Here is a 21,753-nt window from a genome sequence, read left to right on the forward strand (position 1 = left end):
TTCAGGACCTGCCACAGCGATTCAGCGCCCTCACCGACCCGCCGATAGATTTCCACGCGCGCCGTGTTCTGGCCCGCGCCCGCGACAAAGCCGTCGCTGCCGTAGGTGGTCTTGGTCCGGATATGCCGGCGGGAGAAGCTGACAGTGACGCTCCGCACGCGGCCGTTGGTAGCGAACGGGCCGTTGACCAGCTCCACGTCGACGGTCTGCGTGGTCGTCGTCTGGACCGCGTTGCGCAGGATGCCCGCCGACAGCTGGCCACCAAAGTAGGCACTGCCGCTGGCGTCCATCCACATCACCGCGTTGGCCTTGGACGCGGCGCCGGCGCCGACGTTAGGTCCGAAGTAGTCGACCAGGTTGTCGCCGGCGGCGCCGAAGCTGGCGCCGATGATGCGCTGCGCCGCTCCCTTCCACACACGCAGGTACCCGCGGCGCGCGGGTCCAGCAGAACCCGCTTGCCACAGCAGTGCGAGCACTCGCGCGCGCCGGCCATTTCAGCGATCACCGCCCCGGCCAGGACTCCCAACTGTTCCATCGTGTTGTTCGGCCAGGCCGCAGCGCGCGCGTCGTCCAGCGCCTTTTCCGTCCGGAGCAGCTCCCGCCGTTGCGCCTCCGTTATCGACCCGCCGCACCAGCCCATGCTGGCCTTGGCGATGCCGTAGTCAGTGCGGGCGTCGGCAAGAGCGTGCATCTGACGGGTGAACTCGGGCGCGACCAGGGAGATGACCGCCTGGCGCAGCTGCTCGCGCCGCCGTTGACCACTCTCCGGCCACCACAGCGCCTCCAGCAGTTCGCGACCAAGGCCGGCCGGGACGTACGCCAAGGCGGCCAAGATTTCCTCAGTGCTCGGTCCGCCGATGCTTCCGTCGAAGCTCAGTGCCCTCGGCCCCGTCCGGCTCGACAGCAGTTCGCGTGCCTCGTTCATTCCCATGCGTCTTCCCCTTGGTGGTTTGCTCGTGCAGCGCGCGATTGCGCTTGGTTGTCTTCTATTGCGGAACCTGTCACGCCGCACGGTCCCAGCTGGCCATCAGGCGCTGCACCTGCCCGCCGCGTGCCTCGAACTGCTCCACCGTCTCGGCCGGGCCATCGGCGAGCACACGTGTCTTGACTCGCTTGGGCCGGGACACTGTGTTGTGGTCCATCCGCCGCTCACGGGGGGCACGCTGGGGGTTGATCCTCGGCGCCATGGCCTTCGTCTTCTTCATGCTGCCGCCCTCAATTCGTTGATGTAGGTCTGCTGTGCGATCAGGTCGTCGTCGGATCCGAACGCCTCGTGGAATCTCTTGGACCAGTGCAGCGGTGGGCCCCAGCGGGCCACCATTTGCTTTTGCGTCATGTGTTCCGTTCGGTAGCGCTGGTGATGCCACTGGCACAGCGCGTAGCCGAAGAAATGGCCGCGCCGGATGTTTCCCGACTTGGCGTGGTTGTATTCGCAGCCGTAGATCACGTGCCTCTTCGCCATCAGGCCTTGCGCGTAGCGAACGAGGCACGCCATGCACGGCCCCGTCTTCGCCAGCTCGATTCGCGCTGCCTCTGCACTGGTCGGCGGCGGTGCGTTCGACCACATCAGCGTAGCTCCGGGATCGGGCCGGCATAGCGAGTGATCGGGATCCGCCGCATGCCATCGCGCCAGACAGTCATCCCGCGCGTCGCGTAGACCACCAGCGGCTTGATCCCGTAGCCGTAGGCCAGATACCAGCCCGCCTCGGCCAGCGGCTCGCTCACAGGACGCACTTCGACGTTGAAGTGATCGGGGCTCATGCGGCTTTGCCCTCCAGCAGCGCGACGATCTCGGCCAGGCGCGAACGGGTCCGTTCGTCCGCTGTCGGCGATGCCTCAACCGTTCCGGCCAGCAGCGCAAGCGGGTTGAAGGATGGGGTGGCGGGCGGAAGGGCCAGGTACTCCGCTACCTGTTCCTTCGACAGCTGGCCAGCGGCCACCGCTTCCCGCAGTACGCTGTCCCGACCGGACACGTCGCCGCCGAGGGACAGCTGGTAGGTGGCCGTGCGGTGTCCAGCGCGCGCTTCCTTCACCAGCCGGGTGTAAACCTCCAGGAATGCCGGCCGGGCCGCGATCTTGTCGCCTGCCTGCACCAGCGGCAACGCCGCCGCCCACGCATCGCGGGTCTGCTCAGTCCACACCACGGTCGCACCTTCGTCGGCGGCACGGATCGCGTTGGCCCATGCCTCATTCGGTGCCGGGTGGCCGTCCTCGATGCGTTCGAGGATCGCCGCCAGCGAAAGCCGCGCCTTCAGCTCCCGGCGGCATGACGCCAGCGCGCGCTCCAGCATCGGCAGCTGGTACTGCGCCAGATCCGAAACCATGTAGGCCGCGGCGTTCGGGCTGAGCTGGTCGCCAATCACCTCCGCGGTGGCCACCAGCAGATCGACCAGCCGATCCTGCTCCTGATTACCGAGCATGTGCCGCCCTCCGCTGTGCCAGCAGAGCCTTGGCCGCGTCGGCGGCGCCGAGGTTGGTCTGCGTCTTGTCGGTCTGCCGCGCGGCCTCTTCGGTGACCTGACGGCCGGTGGCCCACTGCGTGCGGTATGCCTCGCACTTCGCCAGCAGCGCGCCCAGGTCGTGCATGTTCTGCACCACGTAGCGCTCGTTGACGGTCAGGAACCACGCGGCCACCAGCGGGGCCTCGCCGTGGCCGAGCCGCTGCACGATCTGCCGGACGTTGCTGTTAACCTTGGCGTTGCGCACCGGTGCCACACCGTGGCGGTCACGGTAGGCACTGGCGTAGGCCGCCCAGGTAGCACGGCACGCAGCCTGTAGGTCGGTCTCGGAAACCACCGCCAGCGGCGCGGCCGGCAGGCCCGCCGGAAATGACGGTTCTCCTGACGGTTCATTGAGGGTTATATGACGGTTAGGCGGCACGGGGCACACCCCTAGACCTGCGCCCGGTGCCTCCCCTCCTGCATGGGGCGCATCCCCTCCTGCAGCGGGCGCACCCCCTGCATGGGGCGCAGCCCCTGCGCCCGGTGCAGTACCTGCTTTTCCAGACTTACGGCCAGCCTTCGACGGCGCAGCGGCCTTGTCGAAGTTGGCCGGAGTGACCTTGTAGACCGTGCTGCTGTTGAACCGACGGTCACGGGTCAGCAGGCCGACGGCCTCCAGATGATCCATTGCCGTACGCACAGCACGCGCCGACATGCAGCAGCGCGCGGCGATGGTGCCCACCGCCGGCCAGCACACACCGTCGTCGTTGGCCTGATCAGCCAGCGAGATCAGCACAGCCTTCTGCGTGACGCTCAGGCCCTGTAGCGGCCAGCACTGCGACATGATGATGGTCGACATGTCAGAGCCCCAGCGTCAGGTTCTCGCCCGGCGCAACCGGCCACCAGGTGCATGCGGGCTTGCCGGTGGTTGCGCACGGCGCGTTCGGGCCGCGCCAGATGCGCCCCTCGCGGGCCAGCTCAGGCAGTCGGCGACCCAACATGTGGCGATCAAGGCCAGTCAGCGTCGACAGGTGCAGGCTGCTCTGCCCCGGGTGGCGCTTCACTGCCGCTGCTGCGCGGGTCTGCTGGTCCAGCAGCTTGCCGGTGGCGATAAGGTCCGCCGCAGCCGCGTGGCTGCTGTTGGAATCGTTGGAACGGGCCAGGTGGCTCATCGGGCCAGCTCCAGTCCCATGGCGCGGATCACAGCCTTGCGGAACGTCAACGCACTGATCACCATGTCATCGCACTCGTTGATGATCTTGTGCCCGTGCGGACGGTCCTTATCGTCAATTACCCCATCGGCCACGGCGGGGCTGATCGCTGCGCAGAGGTCGCCGAAGTCCTTCATCAGCTGGCCCACACCCACCGTGTCTGCCGCCGTTTCGATAGCATCCAGGCGGATCGGCAGAATGCCTCGGCGACGGCCCAGCGCGCGCTCGCAGTTGCTGCGGTAGGGCTCGGGCAGGCTCTGCACCCAAGCATCTTCCAGATCAGCCGGAAGCGTCTTAACCACGCCGTCCAAGTAGCGGCCCAGGATCTGGCCGTTGTGCTTCTTGTCTGCGTCGCCGTCCCCCTCCCCGCCGAGGGTGATGCGGAACGGCACTTCACGGTCGTCCTGCGCGTACATCGACAGGTACTGATCAGCCACCACCATGGCGAAGCTGCGGCGGTTGGTGCCGGTGTCGCGCAGCATCTGCTCGGTGAATCCGTAGATCACCGTCTGGCGCTTGGGCAGGAAATGGGGCGTGGGCTTCATGACAGGCTCTCGGGGGCGGCGCACGATGGGCGCCATGGACAGAGACAACTCAGGGACGACGGCCAGGGATGGCCTTTCAGGCGGTGTCGACAGGGCCGATGCGGTCGGCGTCGGGGTCGTCGTTGCGCGGAGCGGCCGGATCCTGCTGGTCGGTGTGGCCAAGCAGCTTCATAACCTGCGGCAGCGCCGGGACCATGTCTTCGTCAGCCCAGCCGCTGATCTGCTCCACCGGCAGACCCAGCACCTTGGCCAAGTGCGCATCGCTGCTCAGGCCCAGCTGGGAGCGCAGCGCGCGCTTGCTCATACGGCTGTCAACAAGGGCCGAGGCGGCTTGGCAACCGGATGCTGCAGAACTCAGCGGAGCGACGGCGTCGGGAGCTGGCCCGAACACCTCAGGAAGAAGCTCATGGCGGGAAATCCCACTTGCTGCTTCAATTGCAAGCACATGGCGAGACGGAACAGGCCTGATGCCGCTTACCCACTGGTTTACCGCCTGCGGGGATACCCCCAACAGGCGAGCGATTCCGGCTTGACCGGCTCCCGACTTCTCGATGGCGGTGGCGATTGGGTTCATAGCGGCAGCTTAAGCGTTGCTTTAGTTTGCAGTCAAGCAATGCTTTCTTACATTTGCACGCGGGTCGCCGGACAATCAAGCGATGCTTGACAACATCGCTATGGCGGCCGCCATTCGCTCGGCCATTGAAGAGTCCGCGTTGACACAAAAAAGTGTCGCGGACGCATTTGGCGTGACCGAGCAGGCTGTCTCGGGGTGGCTTCGCACGGGGAAGGTCGATAAGCGAAAGCTCCCGAAGCTCGCGCATCTCACAGGCAAGCCTCTGTCTCACTTCGGCATGGGTGAGACAGTGGATGTCGTCGCGATTTCTGCGACCGACCAAAGCTATGTTCGCGTCCAACAGCTGGACGGAGATGCCGACATGGGGGAAGGGCGTATCAATGATGATTTTCCGGACGTTGTCCGAGCGATGGACTTCGCGCCCACCTACATACGGTCGGTTGTTGGGTTCGTGCCGCCACCAGGCAGGCTAGTGCTGGTGACGGGTCGCGGCGACTCCATGATTCCGGTTATCAACCCCGGCGAATCCTTGATGGTCGACACCGGGGTGACCTCTTTTGATGGCGATGGGATCTACCTGATCAATACCGGGAATGGGCAGCAGGTGAAGGCCCTTCAGGATCGGGGCGATGCCGTGTACGTGGTCAGCGCTAACGCTGCGCTCTATCCGGCGTTCGCAATGCCTCGCAACACGGTCATCGGCGGCAAGGTGTACCTCAGAAATCGAATCGACCGATTCAACTGACCTATTCCGGCAGTGTTGGACCGGCTGGCACGGAAGACGTTCATCAAGAAGCAAAGGACACAGGGGGAATCATGAAGTACCTTGCGATAGTCGCAGCTGCAGTCGCACTCACTGGCTGCGCAACACAACAGGCTCTCAATAAGCCAACCGCTTCCGGGAACGCTGAGGTTTTCATTCCATTCGTCAATACGGAGCAGGTCCGAGATGACCTAGTCCTACGCTGCGCAGAGATGGGGGGTTCGGCCAACGTGTCCAGCAATACGGTGGCTTGCAAGATGCAAATGCAGGGGATGCAGGCAGCGCTAACGCAGACGCTAATCGGGAACTCCTACTCCACGACTCCGGAGGTGAGTATCCAATTCACCTTCGCTAAGCAGAATCATGGCGTCTTCCTGACCGCATATCAGATGGTCGAAACCCAGATGGCTTTCGGCCAGGTTCGGTCCCAGCGCCTGACTGGCAACAATGTTCAGAACGAAACTCAAGCGGCTCTAGAGCGCGTTCGAACCAGACTGGCTCCCCCGGACGCCCAGTAGTAGGCAGATCAACGAGACCAAGCCCCGCTCCGGCGGGGCTTTTCTATTGGCTCGCACAAATTTCTTAAGCATTGCTTGACTTTAGACTAAAGCGCTGCTTTACTGTCTCCAGCGCCAAACACCACCCCATCCCGGGGCCGGGCGCAGGAGATCCGCATGGCCATCCTTTCCCTCGGCGTCCGCCAGTCGACGCCAACCGTCGCCGCCGACAGCCTCAGCGCCAAGGTGGTTTCCGACCTGGGCGCTGCCCGCCTCCTCCAGTCCGCTGACGAAGCCGAGCACTATGCCGGCCAGCTGCTGGAAGCCGCCAAGCAGCTGCGCGCCGCACAACAGGGTGCCGCCGCATGAGCGCCGCAATCGCCCACCACTCCACCGCTCAGCGCGCCGCTGCAGCCGCCGGCATCGTCGCCCGCGCCGGGCGCCGCTGGGGCCTCCTCCCCTACCAGGTCGTCATCGCCTCCAGCATCGCCGCCAATGCCGTCCTGCGGCAGGGCAAGAGCGCAGCCGGCGCCGTCGCCGCCGCTCGCCGCGCAGCGCGCGCACAGGCAGGTGCTGCATGAGCGCCCCTGTCGATCTGCTGCAGCTGCTCCAACAGCATGCCAAAGGTATTGGCGGCGGAGCGGAAGACCCGGACGGCCTGAGCCTGTCAGCGCGCGCGTGTAAGAACGTCGCCAGCGAACTGCAGATGATCCACGACGCGTTTGCCGGCCTGGTCAACGCCGCTCAGGCAACACGCACATCGCTGCAGCACATGCGAGGCCCCGAGGTATCGATACACGCCCGCACGGCGGATCTCGATGCCGCTCTGGCTCGCGTCAAAGGCGGTGCCGCATGAACCGCAGCGGCTACAGCGACGACTGCGACACGTGGCCGCTGATCTGCTGGCGCGGCGCGGTTTCTTCCGCCTTGCGCGGCAAGCGCGGCCAGAAATTCCTGGTCGAACTTCGTGATGCGCTCGACGCGATGCCCGAAAAGCGCCTCATCGCCGAACAGCTCCAGGACAGCACCGGCTGCCACTGCACGCTGGGCGTCATCGGCGCCAAGCGCGGCTTGGACATGACCGGCTTGGACCCCGACGACCGCGAGGCCGTGAGCAAAGCCTTCGGCATCGCCGAAGCAATGGCAGCGGAGATCGTTCACGAGAACGACGGCGAGTGGCGCTGGGACAACGAAACGCCGGAGCAGCGGTGGACGCGCATGCGTGCATGGGTCGAGAGCCACATCGCCGAAGGAGCAGCCGCGTGACCGACCCCGACTTCTTCGCCGCCATGGCCGTCGGCATCCCGCCCATCACCCCACCCGTCGGCCCGGCGCCCGCGCCGGCCGAGCCCACCAGCGAACAGGAGACCGAGTAATGCGCCACCTGGCCCTGCCCATCTACTGCGCCGTCGTCGTGATCCTGCTGCTCGCCCTCCTGGCGCGCGTCATCTACGCCGACGCCGGCTCGTTCCTGCCGCCCGTGCTGTTCGGCATCGGCTATTTCGCCTGGCGCGGCATCAGGGATGCCCGGCAGTCATGGCCGGAGTTCAAGGCCGATCGGCAGCGCGACGCAGACCGGCGCCGCCGCGAGGCACAGCGGAATCGCCATCCAATCACCGACACCGACTACTGACCCCCTGCCCTGCGCTCTCCCCCTGTAGCGCAGGGAACCCGTGCCGGCCGGGTTCCAACAGCCGGCAAACCATCCCAGGAGTCCAGCGTGCGTAACCAGCTCGACATCTTCGATCACGACCCGGCCCGCATGGCAGCGGCCAACCGCGCCGCCGCCGAACGCGCACTGCACGACGTGCAGTTCACCGCCACCGTCCGGCAGGAACGCCACGACTACTACGTGGGCGAAGCCGAACGCTGGGAACACCTCGCCGCGCACAGCGCGCGCTCCACCAACAGCAAGGACATGCAGGCATGAGCAACGACAAGAAGACAATGGAAGATGTGCGCAACCTGATCGTCTGCGATACGCAGTTCGGCTGGACCGGGTCCACTACTCTGCGGCTGCAGCAGATGCTTGCGCTCCAGGAACGCGGCTGGCTGGCTGAAGGAGCAGAGAACAACGAGTTCGACCTGACTGATGCTGGCCGCGATGTTGTAGCCCGCGCCCTGCAGAGCGCAGTTCAGCCCACCCTGGCGGACGTGCAGCCCGGAGGGAGGGTAAGGCTGGGGGATGAGGCCGAGCGGGCGCGGTTTGAGGCGTGGGGCCGCGTGGAAGGTCTGCCGCTTGCCCGGGCCAAGCTCGGTGGCTATGCCTTCGAGGTGACGGCAAAGGCATGGCTCGCTTGGCAATATCTCTCCGCCCAGCCCTCCCCGGGTGGTCAGGATGCTCGTGCGCAGTTCGAGGAGTATCGGGGCGGCGATTGCGAGCGTGACGCGCAGGGCTACTACGTGCATGGTCGCACCGCACAGGATTGGGCGCTGTGGCAGGCAGCACTCGCCGCCCGCCAGCCGGTTGGGGAGCCGGTGGGCGTTGCCACAGTGGTTCACAGCAAGCACTTCGACAAGACGCAGTGCACCTTCATGCGCTCTGATGTGCCGGAAGGTACGAAGCTCTACGCCGCCCCGCCCGCGCAGGCCGTGGACCTGGGGCAGTTCCGGGAGGCGGTTGAATGCTGGGTTCGCAGCATCAGCATCATCGCCGACAACGAACAGGAGGATGCCGAAGAACGCCGGGCAGCGCGTGACTTGATTCGGCGCGGCGAATGGCTGCTGGCCCTGATCGACAGCAAGGCGGTGGGCAATGGCTGATCCCAAGTACATCGCCAGTGGCGACCTACACGAAGCGAACGCAGCGCTCTGCGAGTTTGCTGGGCGCTGGAACATGGACGGCGACTACATCCGTTGCCGCGAGTGCGACCGTGCCCAGCTGACCAACTACGCCCACTTCCAGTTCCAGCACGCGCGAGACTGCGCCGTAGCGTCAACCTCCGACCCGCATCCGTGGGTGACGTTCGTGCGTCTGGTGACGCCGATCATCGAAGCCGTCGAGAAGGCGGAGCAGGCGGTCCCCAATGGCTGACCAGCTGCTCACGTCAGCACCAATCTCTCCCCATCAGCTCGCAGAGCAGAATCTCCGTCTTCTCCTTCGCATCCTGCTGCGATACCACCGGAATCGCCAGACCAGTGAGACTCGGTCCGTACACCACGTGAACCGCCACGATCTCACCACGGCCTGGACTCCCCACCGAAACCCTGGCCGTCACCGTCCTGCCCCGGATTGCGAAGACCCAGTCCTCGTGCCAACTCCCACTCGCAGGCATCCAGTGCTCCCTTTTTCATCTCTCCTTGATCCCAGCATACAAAAACAGGCAGCCGTGAGGTATTCCACCAATGGCTGACCAGCTGCTCACCGCTGCACCATGGAAAGGCAAAGGCGTCATCGATCAAGATCTGGCGTTCAAGATCGCCGACGGCATCGTTTCGCGGAGACTGGTCAAGGGATGGTCGCGTCAAGCCATCCTATCCAGCATCGAGGGAGGTCCGTCGCCATGCGGACGTGCGTTTTACCTGATGCGCGGTGGCGTCATCGTCGTCGCCCTCTTCCCGATGACGCAGCTGAGCGATATGAACGGTCGAGGGTACTGGTACTCAATCCGCGACCTGTTCCCGCCGCTTCCCGAGCGCACCCATGCAGGTACTAAAGATCTGCAGCCGTTCCAGGTCGGTGACAAGGTCTGGGCTTGGTACAAGGACGAGCCCAGGGCTGATTATGGCCAACCCGATCAGCGGGGCGACGACACACGCTGGAGTCGGTGCTTTCCGCTGTTCACCGTCAAGAGTGTGACGGGTCCGCACCTCGAACCGGCAAAGTTCGCCGGTCGATCGCACTACCAGGTGCAGCTCAGGTATCGCGAAGGGCCGCCCGCCACCCACTACGACGCGGGCTACCACGACGTTTGCCCGATCAAGGGGCGTCCCTGGCAGATGCGCGGAGACGGCGACTACCTGCAGTTGGTGCACCGTGCACCGCCTGCGGCAAAGCCACGCCGTGCTGCTGCGGTGCCACCGCCCACCCCCACCCTGCCGCCGCCGTTGCCGGCCCAACTGGACCTGTTCGCATGACCGCACCACTGCCCGTTTCCCCGGCGACCGTTGTCGAGGCCACCAGGGCGTCGTCGCCTGTCGCAGCGGTCGTCTCTGCCATGCGGCGCGTCGATCCCGCCGGCGGCGGCGTTGCTGCCAACCAGGTGCGTGCTTGGGCCGACACCCTGATGACAGCGCTCTATACCGCGCAGCCGGTGCGCTGGGAGTACCGCCACAAAGACGATCATGCGCCGGGCTGCTGGATGCAGGCCGACGCCGGCCACGTGTATGGCGGGCACCAGCGCGGCCTCGTTGTCCGCGCCCTGTTCGACAGCCCGCGCGTGATCCAGCCAGAGAAGGTCCACGACTTCCAGGGCGGGGTCTGCGTTCGCTGCGGCGACAGCGAGGACTGGGCCGGCCCCGATTGTTCCCCGCTGGTCGAGAAGGTCGACCCGCGAACCCTGCTCCCGTTCGACCCGCAGTGGCTGGTCGAGCCGCTGGAATGGCTCAGGGACGCCCGTCAGAACCTCAACCCGTACGAACGCCGCAGGAGGGCCGAGCAAGCCGCTTTCCTGCTGGAAAAGCTGGTCGCCCACATCGAGGAGTGCAAGAAGCCATGACCCAGAAGCAGATCAGCCATCCCGAAGGCCTGCCGAATTGCGCCGCCGGGCACCGCGCGCGCCACATCCATGACGAGCGCCGCCCCAGCGCCGGCGGCGGCCACCTCGTCGAGTGCGCATGTCGGGCGACTAGCAAGAGCAATAACGCCGACACGGCGCTGGCCGAGTGGCGCCGGATCAACCGGCCGGCTCGCAGCGTTCGCTCTGCGTCCCCGCCGGCAGCCGCCGACAACGTAGTGCAGTTCAAGCTCAGCCTGGCGGAAGCCACACAGCTGCTGCGCGTGGGAGGCGATCATGGGCGCAGCTGAACGACTGGAAGAGCTGCTGTCGCTCGACCGCGTGCGGCAGATGACCGGTATGGGCACGACCTTCATCTACGGCGAGATCAAAGCTGGCCGGTTCCCTCGCTCGATCCGCATCGGCCGTCGCGCACTGTGGATACAATCGGAGGTGCAGGGTTGGGTTCGGCAGCAGATTGCGCAGAATCGACCGCTGTAAGTGGATGGGTAGCTGGGCGGGTAGCAATGGCTGAGGCAACGAAAAAGCCCCTATTTCCAGGGGCTTTTAAAGAATTCTGGCGGAGAGAGTGGGATTCGAACCCACGGAAGGTTTAACCCTTCGCCGGTTTTCAAGACCGGTGCCTTAAACCGCTCGGCCATCTCTCCAATCGGGTCCCGGTCGCCCGGGCAGCGGCGTATTCTCGCACGTGAAGGGCGTTTGCCCAAGACCACCTTGCCCCTGCCCTTCGCATCCGGCACGGTGGGGGCCTTCACCGCATCCGGAGCCGCCATGGCCCATCTCGATCTGGCCAACCTGCGCACCTGCCTGCTGGACGATACCCAGCTGGCCGCTGTGGCCCTGCACCGCACCTTCGCCGGGCACCTGCCGGTCAGCAGCGGGCATCTGGTGGTCTGCGATCCGCTGGTCCAGGCCGAGGCGCCTGCGCTGGCCGACTACACCGCCCCGCTGGGCCGGCACCCGGTCGAAATCATCGTGCACAGCGGCCGCCCGGCGTTGGCCGTGGTCTGGTTCAAGCCCCGCGAAGCTCTTACCGCGACCGCCCTGCACTGGCAGATGGCGCGCTGGACCACGCAGGACCTGACCGGCCTGGATGAGGACAGCTTCATCGGCTACCCGGTCGACGCCGGCATCGGTTGTTTCATGGATACCGACACCCAGCAGGCGCTGCTGGCCCTGATCGAACAGGCCGATGGCGACGAAGAGAGTGAATGGTCGGATGCACTGATCGACCACGATGGCCTGGACGAAGGCGCCGAGTACCGCCCCTGGGGGGAGGACTCGCCGCACGGCCTGGTGGTCTTCACCAGCGGCTGGGGCGACGGCGTCTATCCCAGCTACTGGGCGCTGGATACGTCCGGCATTCCGGTCGCCCTGGTCACCGATTTCCTGTGCATCGAGGGTGGCGATGGGCGCGACGAGCGCGAGATTGCCGACCAGGCCTATCGCGACAACCTGCCAGCTGCAGAAGCCGAGGCGCTGGCACGACTGGTGGCCGCCGTCGAACGTGACGACAAGGAGGCATTGCAGGACCTGCTGAAGGATGCGCCGCAGCGCGCCAACCAGATCGAACCGGGCTGCGGCGGCACCGCCCTGTACGAGGCGATCCGCCTGGACCGCCCGCAGGCATTGCGGGTGCTGCTACAGGGCGGCGCATTGCCGGCGATGCCCGAGCGCCTGCACATGAGCAAGGTGACCGGCTATCTGGACTACGCGCGGTTCCTGAAGAAGCCACGCAGCGCAGAGTTGATGGCGGTGCTGGAAGCGCCGGTCGTTGCGGCCGAACCGCCACCGGCCGCAGCGCGACGCCGCAGTTTCTGGGACCGGCTGTTCGGCCGGAACTGATCAGCTGGAAAACAGCAACGCCGGGCATGGCCCGGCGCTACCGTTCAGCTCTCTCAGCCGGCATCCACCGCCAGCGCACCCAGTGCACTGGCCTTGATCCGCTCCTTGGCCTTTTCACAGGCGCCACCGCAATCCAGGCGCGAGGCCTCCAGCTGCGGCGGCAGGTGCTCGGCCAGGAAGTCGATGAACACGCGCACCGCCGGCAGCAGGCCGCGGCGCGAGGCGAACACGGCGTGGCATACGCCCTGCGGCAGCGACCAGTCCGGAAGCACCACTTCCAGCTCGCCGTTGCGCACGGCGTCGGCGCACACGGTTTCCGGCAGCATGGTGATGCCGAAACCGTCCTTCACCATGCTCTGCAGCAGCGGGAAGTCGAAGCCGGCCACGCGCGGCTGCAGGTCGACCCGGCGCACTTCGCCTTCCGGGCCATGCAGCTCCCAGCGCTGGCGCGCTTCGTCTTCGCTGATGCTGAGGGTGACGTGCTGGGTCAGCTCTTCCGGGTCCTTGGGGCGGCCGGCGCGGTCCAGGTACTTCGGGCTGGCCACCAGCAATTCCTGCACCTGGCCGAAGCTGCGCATCACCAGGCTGCCGTCATCGTCCAGGCGCGAACGCACGCGCAGGGCCACGTCGTAGCCTTCATTGATGATGTCCACGCGGCGGTTGCTGATGTTCAGCTGCAGCCGCACCTTCGGGTACTGCTCCAGGAACTTGGGCAGCAGCTTGGGCAGCTGCATCTGCGCCAGTGACACCGGCACGCTGGCGCGCACCACGCCGCGCGGTTCCGCACTGAGGCGGTCCACCACTTCGCGGGCGGCCTGGGCCTCGGCCAGCATCGTCTGCGCATGCCGGTGCACGCTGGTGCCGACGTCGGTGACCGCGAAACGGCGCGTGGAGCGCTGCAGCAGGCGCACGCCCAGGTCGGTTTCCAGCTGGCTGATGCGGCGGCTCAGTCGCGACTTGGGAATACCCAGCGCGCGCTCGGCAGCGGCGAATCCGCCGTGGTCGACCACCATCGCGAAGTAGTACAGATCATTCAGGTCATGCATGCCCGAGTTCCATATCTAGAACAATACGTGGCATTCAACCACCTTTATTCCGCCTTTGCAACAACCTATCGTTCTCTCCGTCGGCGGGGCACCCCCGCCCCTTCCTCCCAGAACATAGGTGACTGCCATGAAGCTTCTGCATCTCGACGCCAGCGTGCTTGGCGACAACTCCGTCTCGCGCCAGCTGTCGGCGGCCGTGGTCGCCCGCTTCACGGGCCAGATCGATGGCTTGCAGGTCGATTATCGCGATCTTGACGCCAATCCGGTACCGCACCTGCGCAGCAGCTCGCTGGCCAAGACCGACGCCGCTGAAGCGACCGATGCTGAACAGGTGATGCAGCAGTTCCTGGAGGCCGACATCGTGGTGATCGGCGCGCCGATGTACAACTTCAGCATCCCGTCCACGCTGAAGGCCTGGATCGACCGCGTGGCCGTGGCCGGCCGCACCTTCAAGTACACCGAGAACGGCCCGGTGGGCCTGGCCGGTGGCAAGCGGGTGATCATCGCCAGCAGCCGTGGCGGCATCTACACCGACTCGCCGGCCGACTTCCAGGAGCCATTCCTGCGCCAGGTGTTCGCCTTCATGGGCATCAACGAGGTCGAGTTCGTGCGCGCCGAGGGCATCGCCTACTCGCCGCAGCACCGTGAGGACGCCATCGCCGGTGCGCTGGCAGCACTGCCGTCGCACGAAGCGGCCGAAGCCGTCGCTGCGTAACGCGTTCCAACGTACGGCGCCCCTCTCTCCTCGTCTGGGCGCTGAACGCGGGCCGGGATCCCCTCCCCCATCCCGGCCCACCCTGGCGGCCCCGCTTTGCGGGGCCGTTTTCTTGTGGCGTCCGGCCTGGGGTCTGCGCCATCCACGCATGGCGTGGATCTGCTGCACGCGTGCGTGGAATCCGTGCCATGCGCGGCGCTCACCAGAACGGTAGGCTGGGGCGATGGATTACATCGTGACGGCTGCGCACCGCAGCGAATTTCCGGAACCGATCACCCTTAGCCGCGGCCAGGCACTGGTAGTGGGCGAACGCTATGAAGGCCCGGAGGGCTGGGACGACTGGTTCCTGTGCGAGGCCGAGGGGCAGCAACCCGGATTCGTGCCGGCGCCGGTGATCGGCCGCGATGCGCAGGGTGGCGCGTTTGCCACGCAGGATTACTGCGCGCGGGAGCTGGATGTGGATCCAGGGCAGGTGCTGCGGGGTCAACACACGCTCAATGGCTGGGCATGGTGCGTGCCGGAGACCGGCGAACCGGGATGGGTGCCGCTGGAGAAGCTGCGCGCTGTGGAATGATCACGGTGGTTCATCCACGCATGGCGTGGATCTACTGTGGCATCGGCGAATTCATGCCGGGCGCGTGCAACACCCTTCGGTGAATTCATGCCGGGCGCGTGCAACATCCTCCAGTAGATCCACGCCATGCGTGGATGCGGTGCCATGCAAGCATGGCACCTACCCGGTCAGGGAATCAGGCGATGGTTTCCAGGCCGCCCATGTACGGGCGCAGGGCTTCCGGCACGGTGATGCTGCCGTCGGCGTTCTGGTAGTTCTCCATCACTGCGATCATCGCGCGGCCAACCGCCACGCCCGAGCCGTTCAGCGTGTGCACCAGCTCCGGCTTGCCGGTGGCCGGGTTGCGCCAGCGCGCCTGCATGCGGCGAGCCTGGAAATCGCCACAGTTCGAGCACGAGGAAATCTCGCGGTAGGTTTCCTGCGACGGCAGCCAGACTTCCAGGTCGTAGGTCTTCACTGCCGAGAAGCCCATGTCACCGGTGCACAGCAGCACCTTGCGGTACGGCAGGCCCAGCTTTTCCAGCACCACTTCGGCGCAGCGGGTCATGCGCTGGTGCTCGGCGTCGCTGTCTTCCGGGCGGCTGATCGAGACCAGCTCGACCTTCTCGAACTGGTGCTGGCGGATCATGCCGCGCACATCGCGGCCACCGCTGCCGGCCTCGGCACGGAAGCACATCGAGTGCGCGGTCATGCGCAGCGGCAGGCGCTCGGCGTCCACGATCTCGTCGCGCACGATGTTGGTCAGCGGCACTTCCGAAGTCGGGATCAGGTACCGTGTGGAGTCGCCCACGGCGGTCTTGAACAGGTCGTCCTCGAATTTCGGCAGCTGGCTGGTGCCGCGCAGCGAATCGGCGTTGACCAGCAGCGGCACGTTGGTTTCCTCGTAGCCGTGCTCGCCGGTGTGCAGGTCGACCATGAACTGGGCCAGGGCGCGGTGCAGGCGCGCGATCGGGCCGCGCAGGACGGTGAAGCGCGAACCGGACAGCTTGGCCGCGGTCTCGCCGTCCAGCCAGCCGTTGCGGGCGCCCAGTTCGACGTGGTCGAGCACCTTGAAATCGAACTGGCGCGGGGTACCCCAGCGCGCCTGCTCGACGTTGTCGTTCTCGTCGGCACCGGCCGGCACGTCATCGGCCGGCAGGTTCGGAATGCCCATCGAGATCGCTTCGATCTTCTCGCGCAGCTCGTCCAGCGCCACTTCCGAGGCCTTCAACTCGTCGGCGAAGGCAGCGACCTCGGCCATGATCGCCGAGACGTCCTCGCCCTTGGCCTTGGCCTGGCCGATGGCCTTGGAGCGGCTGTTGCGCAGGCTCTGCAGTTCCTGGGTCCGCACCTGGATGCGCTTGCGATCCGCCTCCAGGGCCTCCAGGGCAGACACGTCGAGCTCGAAGCCGCGGCTGGTGCGCAGGCGTTCAGCGAGGTCGGCGGGCTGGTGGCGGAGCAGGGCTGGATCAAGCATGGCAGGTGTCGTGGTGGGTGTCAGGAACGGGATTATCGCCTGTTATACGGATTTCTGCCGCCCGGTTCATTCCCGCCGTGGCAGAATCGAGCCATTCCGTACTGGTCCGGTCCATGTCTGCACCCCGCTCGTCGTCCTCCAAGTCGTTCACTGTGCATATCCCGCGCAACGCCCTGAAGATCGCCGGCATCGCCTTCGGCGTGGGCGTGCTGCTGTTCGTACTGGTGTGGTTGACCGGTCGCGACAAGGAGTTCTTCCGCGCCGACCCGGCCGCGCAGACCCCGCAGGAGACCGCGCAGGTCGAGCCGCTGCCCGAACCGCTGGCGGCGGCTGCCGGTTCCAGCGACATGCCCGATGCCAAGCCGGCCCCGGTCGAGGAAGACGCCCCGAAGCTGGTCGAAACCGCCCCGCCGCCGCCGGCGCCCATCGCTGAACCGGCCCCGGCCGCGCCGACCCCTGCGCCAGCCACCACCGGCAACAGCCAGCCGATGCCGATTGCCGGCCAGTCGCCGCCGCCGACCTACCCGGCAGCCGCCCTGCGCGCGGGCGAGACGGGCAGCGTGGTGGTACGCGTGGACGTGGATGCCACCGGCTATCCGAACAATGCCACCGTGATCCAGCGCAGCGGCTCACGCGAGCTCGACCGCGCCGCGACCGATGCCGTGCGGCGCTGGCGCTTCACCCCGGCGCAGAGCAACGGCCAGCCCGTACCGGGCAGCATTGAAGTGCCGTTCGACTTCAAGACCCAGTAACTGAACGTTTCCCGGCAGGCAAACTGAACCCTGCCAGTGACGTTGACGCAACGCTGACACTTGTCGCCGCCGCCCCGCGCAACACTCTGCCCGTCGTCCATTGACGGAAGGAGTTTGCGATGACCGCCACCACCCACGAAGACCTTCACTCGCCGCAGCTGCAGCAGGAATCCGGCCCGCAGCACAGGTCCACGTCGCCCTGGATGTGGATCGCGCTGATCGTGGCGATGTTTGCCGCCGCCCTGCTCTGGCTGCGTCACGCGAACCCGGAAGACGTGGCACCTGCACCGGTCGGCGAGCGCATGCTGCCCGCCCCCGAACAGGCGCCGGTGGCCGACACGCAGGCGCCCGCCGCCCGCCAGGCCGCGCCGGCCAGCGACCCGCGCCACCCCGCTCCTGCCGTGCGCAATCGCGAGGCACGTCCGCTGGCGGGCAACATCAAGCCGACCTATCCCGCCGCCGCACTGCGCAATGGCGTCCAGGGCAGCGTGATCGCCAGCCTGAATGTCGATACCCGCGGCCAGGTCACCCGTGCAGCGATCGTTTCGCGCACCGGCGAGCGCAGCCGTGACCTGGATCGCGCGGTGTTGAGCGCCGTGCAGAACTGGAAGTTCCAGCCGGCGATGCATGAGGGCCGTGCAGTGGCCAGTGTGGTGCGGGTCCCGGTGGATTTCCGTACCGAGCAGCGTTGATCGCGGACGAGGGGTTCGTGATGTTTAGACGGAGGCTTCGGCCTCCGTCCTTTTATCTGGAGAGGCGTGCCAACCCAGGTTGGCACCTACCGGGCGATGTGAGCGTGCCAACCCAGGTTGGCACCTACCGGGCAATGCGATCCGCCGGGCATGGCCCGGCGCTCGCGATGCCGCTCAGGCCAGGTTGAACCCGGCGCTGCGGGCCAGGCCGTCGAAGTCCGGGAAGGAGGTGGCGACGTTGGCGATGTCGTTGATGCGCACTTCGCCCTCACTGATCTGTCCAGCAATGGCAAACGCCATGGCGATGCGATGATCACCGTGGCTTTCAATGGTGCCGCTGCCCAGGCGCACGCCGCCGTGCAGGGTGGCGCCGTCTTCGGTCTCGTCCACCTGCATGCCCAGCGCGCGCAGGCCAGTGGCCATCGCGGCAAGACGATCGGATTCCTTCACCCGCAGTTCGGCCGCGCCGCTGACCACGGTCTGGCCCTCGGCAGCGGCGGCGGCCACGAACAACGCCGGGAACTCGTCGATCATGTCCGGCACCAGTGCTTCGGGAATACGCGCGCCCTTCAGGGGGGCGTAGCGCACCACCAGATCGGCCACCGGCTCACCGCCCTGCTCGGCCGGATTCTCTTCGGTGATGTCCGCCCCCATCAGGCGCAGCGCGTGCAGCAGGCCGGTGCGGCGCGGGTTCAGGCCGACCTGCTTCAGGCGCAGCTCGGAACCGGGAATGATGCTGGCGGCGACCAGGTAGAACGCGGCCGAGGAAAAATCGGCCGGCACCACGATGTCGGTGGCGCGCAGGCGCTGGCCGCCCCGCAGGCGGGCCTTGCCCGGCGAGAACTCGATGTCCACGCCGAACGCGGACAGCATGCGCTCGGTGTAGTCGCGGGTCGGGTGTGGTTCCACCACGCGGGTTTCGCCCTGCGCGTACAGGCCGGCCAGCAGCACGGCCGACTTGATCTGTGCGCTGGCCACCGGCGAGGCGAAGTCGATGCCGTGCAGCGTCTGGCCACCATGCACGTGCAGCGGCGGTGTGCCGTCGTCCTGGGTATCGATCCTTGCGCCCATCTGCGACAGCGGGCCAGTGACGCGACGCATCGGGCGGCCGGACAGCGACTCGTCGCCGATCAGCGTGCAGTCGAACGCCTGCCCGGCCAGGAGGCCAGCCAGCAGCCGCATGCCGGTGCCGGCATTGCCGCAATCCAGCGGTGCATCCGGCGCCTTCAGGCCGTCGATGCCGACGCCATGCACGATGCGCTGCGACGGGCTGGGGGTTTCGATGCGCACCCCCAGCTGGCTGAAGATGCGCGCCGTCGCGCGGGTGTCCTCGCCTTCCAGGAAGCCCTCGATATGCGAAGTGCCATCGGCCAGTGCGGCGAACATCACCGAGCGGTGCGAGACCGACTTGTCGCCGGGAATGGTCAGGCTGCCCTGCAGCGGCTGGCCCTTGCGGGCGATCCAGTGTTGCGCGTTGCTCATCGTTCGATCATTCCGTAAACGCCGGCAACGCCGGCGATGCATCAGGGAGCGGCGGCCAGGACCACCGCAGCAGCACTCAGGGCACGGCCACCGGATAGGAGCCCAGCACCTTGATCTGTGCCGAGTGCGCTTCCAGTTCGGCCAGTGCCGCCTGCATCGGCGCGTCATCGATATGGCCGGCCAGGTCGATGAAGAAGCCGTACTCCCACTTGCCGTGGTGCGACGGCCGTGACTCGATGCGGTTCATGCTGATGCCATGGCGGGCGAACGGGCTGAGCACGTCGAACAGCGCACCGGGCTTGTCATGGATGAACACCAGCACGGACGTACGGTCGTGGCCGGAGGTCGGGAAGATGTTGCGGCCCACCACCAGGAAGCGGGTGGTGTTGTCGGCATCGTTCTGGATCGGCTTGGTGACCACCTTCTTCAGGCCGTACACGTGGCCGGCGCTCTCGCCGCCGATGGCCGCCGCGTCGTCGGCGTTGCGCGCGCGACGCGCACCCTCGGCGTTGCTCGACACCGGGATCTTCTCGGCCTTCGGCAGGTTGGCGCGCAGCCAGGCCGAGGTCTGCATGAACGACTGCGGATGTGCGTAGATGCGCTCGATGTCCTCGATGCGGCCGCTGCGCGACATCAGGAACTGCTGCACGCGCAGTTCCACTTCGCCACAGATCTTCAGGTTGGAGGTCAGGAACATGTCCAGGGTGATCTGGATGGTGCCCTGCCCGGAATTTTCCACCGGCACCACGCCGAAATCGGCGTTGCCCGCTTCCACTTCCTGGAACACCTCTTCGATGCTGGCCATCGGCAGGCCCAGCGCCGAGCGGCCGAAGTGCTTGAGCACGGCCTGCTGGCTGAAGGTGCCTTCCGGGCCGAGGTAGCCGATCTTCAGCGGCTCCTGCTGGGCCAGGCAGGCCGACATGATCTCGCGATAGACATGCACCAGCAGCTCGTCGCTGAGCGGGCCTTCATTGCGGTCCACCACCATGCGCAGCACCTGCGCTTCGCGCTCGGGGCGGTAGTAGTCGACAGCGGCAGCCAGCTTGCCCTTGGCCTTGCCGACCTGGTGGGCGAAGCGCGCGCGCTCGGCGATCAGGCTCTGGATGTCACGGTCGATCTGGTCGATCTTCGAGCGCACATCGGCCAGCGCCAGCGGCGCCAGGGTCGGCGCCGGGTTCGAGGCGGCCTTGGCCTTGCCCTTCGCCTTGGTGGGCGCGCTGTCCTTGGCCGGTTCGGCCTTCTTCGGCGCCTTCTTGCTCGATTTGCTGCTTGCCATCGGAATTCCTTGTTGCGGGGCACGCACCCGACGGTGCGCGCCGTTCATTGCTCAACCGTGACGCTGCTGGAAATCGGCCATGAAGGCGACCAGCGCCTCGGCCCCGGCCAGCGGCATGGCGTTGTACAGCGAGGCACGGATGCCCCCGACCACCTTGTGCCCCTTCAGCGCCAGCAGGCCGGCGGCCTTGGCTTCGGCGACGAAACGGGCATCCAGTTCGGCATCGGGCAGGAAGAACGGGATGTTCATCCGCGAGCGTGCCGCATGCGCGACCTCGTTGCGGTAGAAGCCGCCAGAGCCGTCGATGGCGCCGTACACCAGTGCCGCCTTGGCGGCATTGCGCCTGGCGAATTCGGCCACGCCGCCTTCGGCCAGCATCCACTTGAACACCAGGCCGGCCAGGTACCAGTTCCAGGTCGGCGGGGTGTTGAGCATCGAATCGCGGGCGACGTGCGAGCGGTAATCGAAGATGTCCGCGCGCGGCTGGCCAGTGCGCTCGAGCAGATCGCGGCGGACGATCATCACTGCGATGCCGACCGGGCCCAGGTTCTTCTGCGCGCCGGCATAGATCACACCGTAGCGGCGTACATCCAGCGGCTCGCTGGCGATGGACGAGCTGAAGTCCGCCACCAGCGGCACATCGCCGGTATCCGGCACATCACGGAACTCGACGCCGTGGATGGTCTCGTTGGCGGTGATGTGCACATAGGCGGCGTCGGGCGAGAGCTGCCAGTCGGCGCGGGGCGGCAGCGCGCGGTAGCCGTCGGGCTCGCTGCTGGCGGCAATGTTGACGTCGACGTAGACGCCGGCCTGCTTGACCGCAGTCTTTCCCCAATGGCCACTGACCACGTAGTCGGCGCGCTGGCCGGGGCGGGCGAAGTTGAGCGGGATCAGCGCCTGCTGGGTGGTGGCACCACCGGACAGGAACAGCACCGCATAGTCGTCGGGGATATCGAGCAGGCGGCGCAGGTCGGCCTCGGCCTCGGCAGCCACGGACATGAATTCCGCGCCGCGATGGCTCATTTCCACGATCGAGGCACCACTACCGTGCCAGTCCAGCATTTCCGCCTGCGCCTGGCGCAGGACCGATTCCGGCAAGGTTGCAGGGCCGGCACTGAAGTTGAACGCGCGCGTCATGTCACACCTGTGGGGCAAGACCCCTAGTATGCCGCAGTGCACCAGCCTTGCGGCCTTGTGTGGCAAGGGAA

Annotated in this window: 32 protein-coding genes and 1 tRNA gene; 18 read left to right on the forward strand and 15 right to left on the reverse strand. The window is 66.5% G+C overall.

Annotation, left to right across the window (positions count from 1 at the left end; translation table 11 throughout):
- The 9 genes from BLS66_RS00005 to BLS66_RS00050 form a co-directional block, all read right to left on the reverse strand.
- On the reverse strand, positions 1-416 hold a 416-nt coding region (locus BLS66_RS00005; protein WP_143025115.1), incomplete at its 3' end, for a hypothetical protein.
- A gap of 585 nt (positions 417-1,001) precedes the next feature.
- Positions 1,002-1,205: a hypothetical protein gene (locus BLS66_RS00015; RefSeq protein ID WP_074724805.1), complete on the reverse strand. Its 204-nt coding sequence runs from the start codon at positions 1,203-1,205 to the stop codon at positions 1,002-1,004.
- Entirely contained in the window at positions 1,202-1,567 is a 366-nt protein-coding gene (locus BLS66_RS00020) for a Ref family recombination enhancement nuclease (protein ID WP_074724806.1), read from the reverse strand. The genes BLS66_RS00015 and BLS66_RS00020 overlap by 4 nt, the downstream gene beginning before the upstream one ends.
- Positions 1,567-1,761, reverse strand: a complete 195-nt coding sequence (locus BLS66_RS00025; RefSeq protein WP_074724807.1) for a hypothetical protein — start codon at positions 1,759-1,761, stop codon at positions 1,567-1,569. The genes BLS66_RS00020 and BLS66_RS00025 overlap by 1 nt, the downstream gene beginning before the upstream one ends.
- Positions 1,758-2,420 (reverse strand): hypothetical protein, encoded by a 663-nt coding sequence (locus BLS66_RS20430; RefSeq protein ID WP_074724808.1) that lies wholly within the window; start codon positions 2,418-2,420, stop codon positions 1,758-1,760. The genes BLS66_RS00025 and BLS66_RS20430 overlap by 4 nt, the downstream gene beginning before the upstream one ends.
- The gene (locus BLS66_RS00035) at positions 2,410-3,300 is read right to left on the reverse strand and encodes a helix-turn-helix domain-containing protein (RefSeq protein ID WP_074724809.1); all 891 of its coding nucleotides are present in this window, start codon (positions 3,298-3,300) and stop codon (positions 2,410-2,412) included. Before BLS66_RS00035 ends, BLS66_RS20430 begins: the two co-directional genes overlap by 11 nt.
- 1 nt (position 3,301) lies before the next feature.
- Entirely contained in the window at positions 3,302-3,613 is a 312-nt protein-coding gene (locus BLS66_RS00040) for a winged helix-turn-helix domain-containing protein (protein WP_074724810.1), read from the reverse strand.
- Complete coding sequence (locus BLS66_RS00045) at positions 3,610-4,197, reverse strand: hypothetical protein (protein WP_074724811.1); 588 nt, start codon at positions 4,195-4,197, stop codon at positions 3,610-3,612. Before BLS66_RS00045 ends, BLS66_RS00040 begins: the two co-directional genes overlap by 4 nt.
- 76 nt (positions 4,198-4,273) lie before the next feature.
- A complete protein-coding gene (locus BLS66_RS00050) occupies positions 4,274-4,771 on the reverse strand; it encodes a YdaS family helix-turn-helix protein (protein WP_074724812.1) in 498 nt (165 codons plus the stop codon).
- Positions 4,772-4,853: 82 nt separating this feature from the next.
- On the opposite strand from BLS66_RS00050, the gene BLS66_RS20855 reads away from it, so the two are divergent.
- The 13 genes from BLS66_RS20855 to BLS66_RS00125 all read left to right on the forward strand — a co-directional run bounded on the left by BLS66_RS20855 (position 4,854) and on the right by BLS66_RS00125 (position 11,187).
- Positions 4,854-5,516 (forward strand): LexA family transcriptional regulator, encoded by a 663-nt coding sequence (locus tag BLS66_RS20855; RefSeq protein ID WP_074724813.1) that lies wholly within the window; start codon positions 4,854-4,856, stop codon positions 5,514-5,516.
- Positions 5,517-6,208: 692 nt separating this feature from the next.
- Positions 6,209-6,400: a hypothetical protein gene (locus tag BLS66_RS00065; RefSeq protein WP_074724814.1), complete on the forward strand. Its 192-nt coding sequence runs from the start codon at positions 6,209-6,211 to the stop codon at positions 6,398-6,400.
- On the forward strand, positions 6,397-6,612 hold the full coding sequence (locus tag BLS66_RS00070; protein WP_074724815.1) for a hypothetical protein: 216 nt from the start codon (positions 6,397-6,399) through the stop codon (positions 6,610-6,612). The genes BLS66_RS00065 and BLS66_RS00070 overlap by 4 nt, the downstream gene beginning before the upstream one ends.
- Positions 6,609-6,887: a hypothetical protein gene (locus BLS66_RS00075; protein ID WP_074724816.1), complete on the forward strand. Its 279-nt coding sequence runs from the start codon at positions 6,609-6,611 to the stop codon at positions 6,885-6,887. Before BLS66_RS00070 ends, BLS66_RS00075 begins: the two co-directional genes overlap by 4 nt.
- On the forward strand, positions 6,884-7,297 hold the full coding sequence (locus tag BLS66_RS00080; protein ID WP_074724817.1) for a hypothetical protein: 414 nt from the start codon (positions 6,884-6,886) through the stop codon (positions 7,295-7,297). Before BLS66_RS00075 ends, BLS66_RS00080 begins: the two co-directional genes overlap by 4 nt.
- A gap of 109 nt (positions 7,298-7,406) precedes the next feature.
- On the forward strand, positions 7,407-7,664 hold the full coding sequence (locus BLS66_RS00085; protein WP_074724818.1) for a hypothetical protein: 258 nt from the start codon (positions 7,407-7,409) through the stop codon (positions 7,662-7,664).
- Between the two features lie 87 nt (positions 7,665-7,751).
- Positions 7,752-7,961, forward strand: coding sequence for a hypothetical protein (locus BLS66_RS00090; protein WP_074724819.1), 210 nt, complete (start codon positions 7,752-7,754; stop codon positions 7,959-7,961).
- Positions 7,958-8,794, forward strand: coding sequence for a phiTE_015 family protein (locus BLS66_RS00095; RefSeq protein WP_074724820.1), 837 nt, complete (start codon positions 7,958-7,960; stop codon positions 8,792-8,794). Before BLS66_RS00090 ends, BLS66_RS00095 begins: the two co-directional genes overlap by 4 nt.
- A complete protein-coding gene (locus BLS66_RS00100) occupies positions 8,787-9,065 on the forward strand; it encodes a hypothetical protein (RefSeq protein WP_074724821.1) in 279 nt (92 codons plus the stop codon). Before BLS66_RS00095 ends, BLS66_RS00100 begins: the two co-directional genes overlap by 8 nt.
- Positions 9,066-9,376: 311 nt before the next feature.
- Entirely contained in the window at positions 9,377-10,108 is a 732-nt protein-coding gene (locus tag BLS66_RS00110) for a hypothetical protein (RefSeq protein ID WP_074724823.1), read from the forward strand.
- Positions 10,105-10,689: a hypothetical protein gene (locus BLS66_RS00115; RefSeq protein WP_074724824.1), complete on the forward strand. Its 585-nt coding sequence runs from the start codon at positions 10,105-10,107 to the stop codon at positions 10,687-10,689. The genes BLS66_RS00110 and BLS66_RS00115 overlap by 4 nt, the downstream gene beginning before the upstream one ends.
- Complete coding sequence (locus BLS66_RS00120) at positions 10,686-10,997, forward strand: hypothetical protein (RefSeq protein WP_074724825.1); 312 nt, start codon at positions 10,686-10,688, stop codon at positions 10,995-10,997. The genes BLS66_RS00115 and BLS66_RS00120 overlap by 4 nt, the downstream gene beginning before the upstream one ends.
- Positions 10,984-11,187, forward strand: coding sequence for a helix-turn-helix transcriptional regulator (locus BLS66_RS00125; protein WP_074724826.1), 204 nt, complete (start codon positions 10,984-10,986; stop codon positions 11,185-11,187). The genes BLS66_RS00120 and BLS66_RS00125 overlap by 14 nt, the downstream gene beginning before the upstream one ends.
- Positions 11,188-11,264: 77 nt before the next feature.
- Here the strand turns inward: BLS66_RS00125 and BLS66_RS00130 are convergent.
- Positions 11,265-11,354, reverse strand: a tRNA-Ser gene (locus BLS66_RS00130).
- A gap of 124 nt (positions 11,355-11,478) precedes the next feature.
- On the opposite strand from BLS66_RS00130, the gene BLS66_RS00135 reads away from it, so the two are divergent.
- Positions 11,479-12,552 carry a DUF4241 domain-containing protein gene (locus tag BLS66_RS00135; RefSeq protein ID WP_057494681.1) on the forward strand — a complete coding sequence of 358 codons (1,074 nt, stop codon included), beginning with the start codon at positions 11,479-11,481 and terminating at the stop codon, positions 12,550-12,552.
- Positions 12,553-12,605: 53 nt separating this feature from the next.
- On the opposite strand, the gene BLS66_RS00140 is transcribed toward BLS66_RS00135, so the two are convergent.
- Complete coding sequence (locus BLS66_RS00140; protein ID WP_005410175.1) at positions 12,606-13,598, reverse strand: LysR family transcriptional regulator; 993 nt, start codon at positions 13,596-13,598, stop codon at positions 12,606-12,608.
- A 127-nt stretch (positions 13,599-13,725) separates the two neighbouring features.
- On the opposite strand from BLS66_RS00140, the gene BLS66_RS00145 reads away from it, so the two are divergent.
- The gene (locus BLS66_RS00145; protein ID WP_049471397.1) at positions 13,726-14,313 is read left to right on the forward strand and encodes an FMN-dependent NADH-azoreductase; all 588 of its coding nucleotides are present in this window, start codon (positions 13,726-13,728) and stop codon (positions 14,311-14,313) included.
- Positions 14,314-14,536: 223 nt separating this feature from the next.
- The gene (locus tag BLS66_RS00150; protein WP_074724827.1) at positions 14,537-14,887 is read left to right on the forward strand and encodes an SH3 domain-containing protein; all 351 of its coding nucleotides are present in this window, start codon (positions 14,537-14,539) and stop codon (positions 14,885-14,887) included.
- 175 nt (positions 14,888-15,062) lie between these two features.
- On the opposite strand, the gene serS is transcribed toward BLS66_RS00150, so the two are convergent.
- Positions 15,063-16,343 (reverse strand): serine--tRNA ligase, encoded by a 1,281-nt coding sequence (serS, locus tag BLS66_RS00155; protein ID WP_049471400.1) that lies wholly within the window; start codon positions 16,341-16,343, stop codon positions 15,063-15,065.
- 113 nt (positions 16,344-16,456) lie between these two features.
- Here serS and BLS66_RS00160 point away from each other — a divergent pair, with 113 nt between their 5' ends.
- Positions 16,457-17,095 carry an energy transducer TonB gene (locus tag BLS66_RS00160; RefSeq protein WP_074724828.1) on the forward strand — a complete coding sequence of 213 codons (639 nt, stop codon included), beginning with the start codon at positions 16,457-16,459 and terminating at the stop codon, positions 17,093-17,095.
- 119 nt (positions 17,096-17,214) lie between these two features.
- Entirely contained in the window at positions 17,215-17,787 is a 573-nt protein-coding gene (locus BLS66_RS00165; RefSeq protein WP_074724829.1) for an energy transducer TonB, read from the forward strand.
- Positions 17,788-17,961: 174 nt separating this feature from the next.
- Here the strand turns inward: BLS66_RS00165 and aroA are convergent, their stop codons facing one another.
- From aroA to serC, 3 genes are all read right to left on the reverse strand, one after another.
- The gene (gene aroA, locus BLS66_RS00170; protein ID WP_049471405.1) at positions 17,962-19,269 is read right to left on the reverse strand and encodes a 3-phosphoshikimate 1-carboxyvinyltransferase; all 1,308 of its coding nucleotides are present in this window, start codon (positions 19,267-19,269) and stop codon (positions 17,962-17,964) included.
- Between the two features lie 76 nt (positions 19,270-19,345).
- Positions 19,346-20,545, reverse strand: a complete 1,200-nt coding sequence (gene pheA / locus BLS66_RS00175) for a prephenate dehydratase (RefSeq protein ID WP_049471406.1) — start codon at positions 20,543-20,545, stop codon at positions 19,346-19,348.
- A gap of 51 nt (positions 20,546-20,596) precedes the next feature.
- The gene (gene serC, locus BLS66_RS00180; protein WP_074724830.1) at positions 20,597-21,682 is read right to left on the reverse strand and encodes a 3-phosphoserine/phosphohydroxythreonine transaminase; all 1,086 of its coding nucleotides are present in this window, start codon (positions 21,680-21,682) and stop codon (positions 20,597-20,599) included.
- Positions 21,683-21,753: the final 71 nt, after the last annotated feature.

The organism is Stenotrophomonas pavanii (genome assembly GCF_900101175.1).
Classification (GTDB): Bacteria; Pseudomonadota; Gammaproteobacteria; order Xanthomonadales; family Xanthomonadaceae; genus Stenotrophomonas; species Stenotrophomonas pavanii.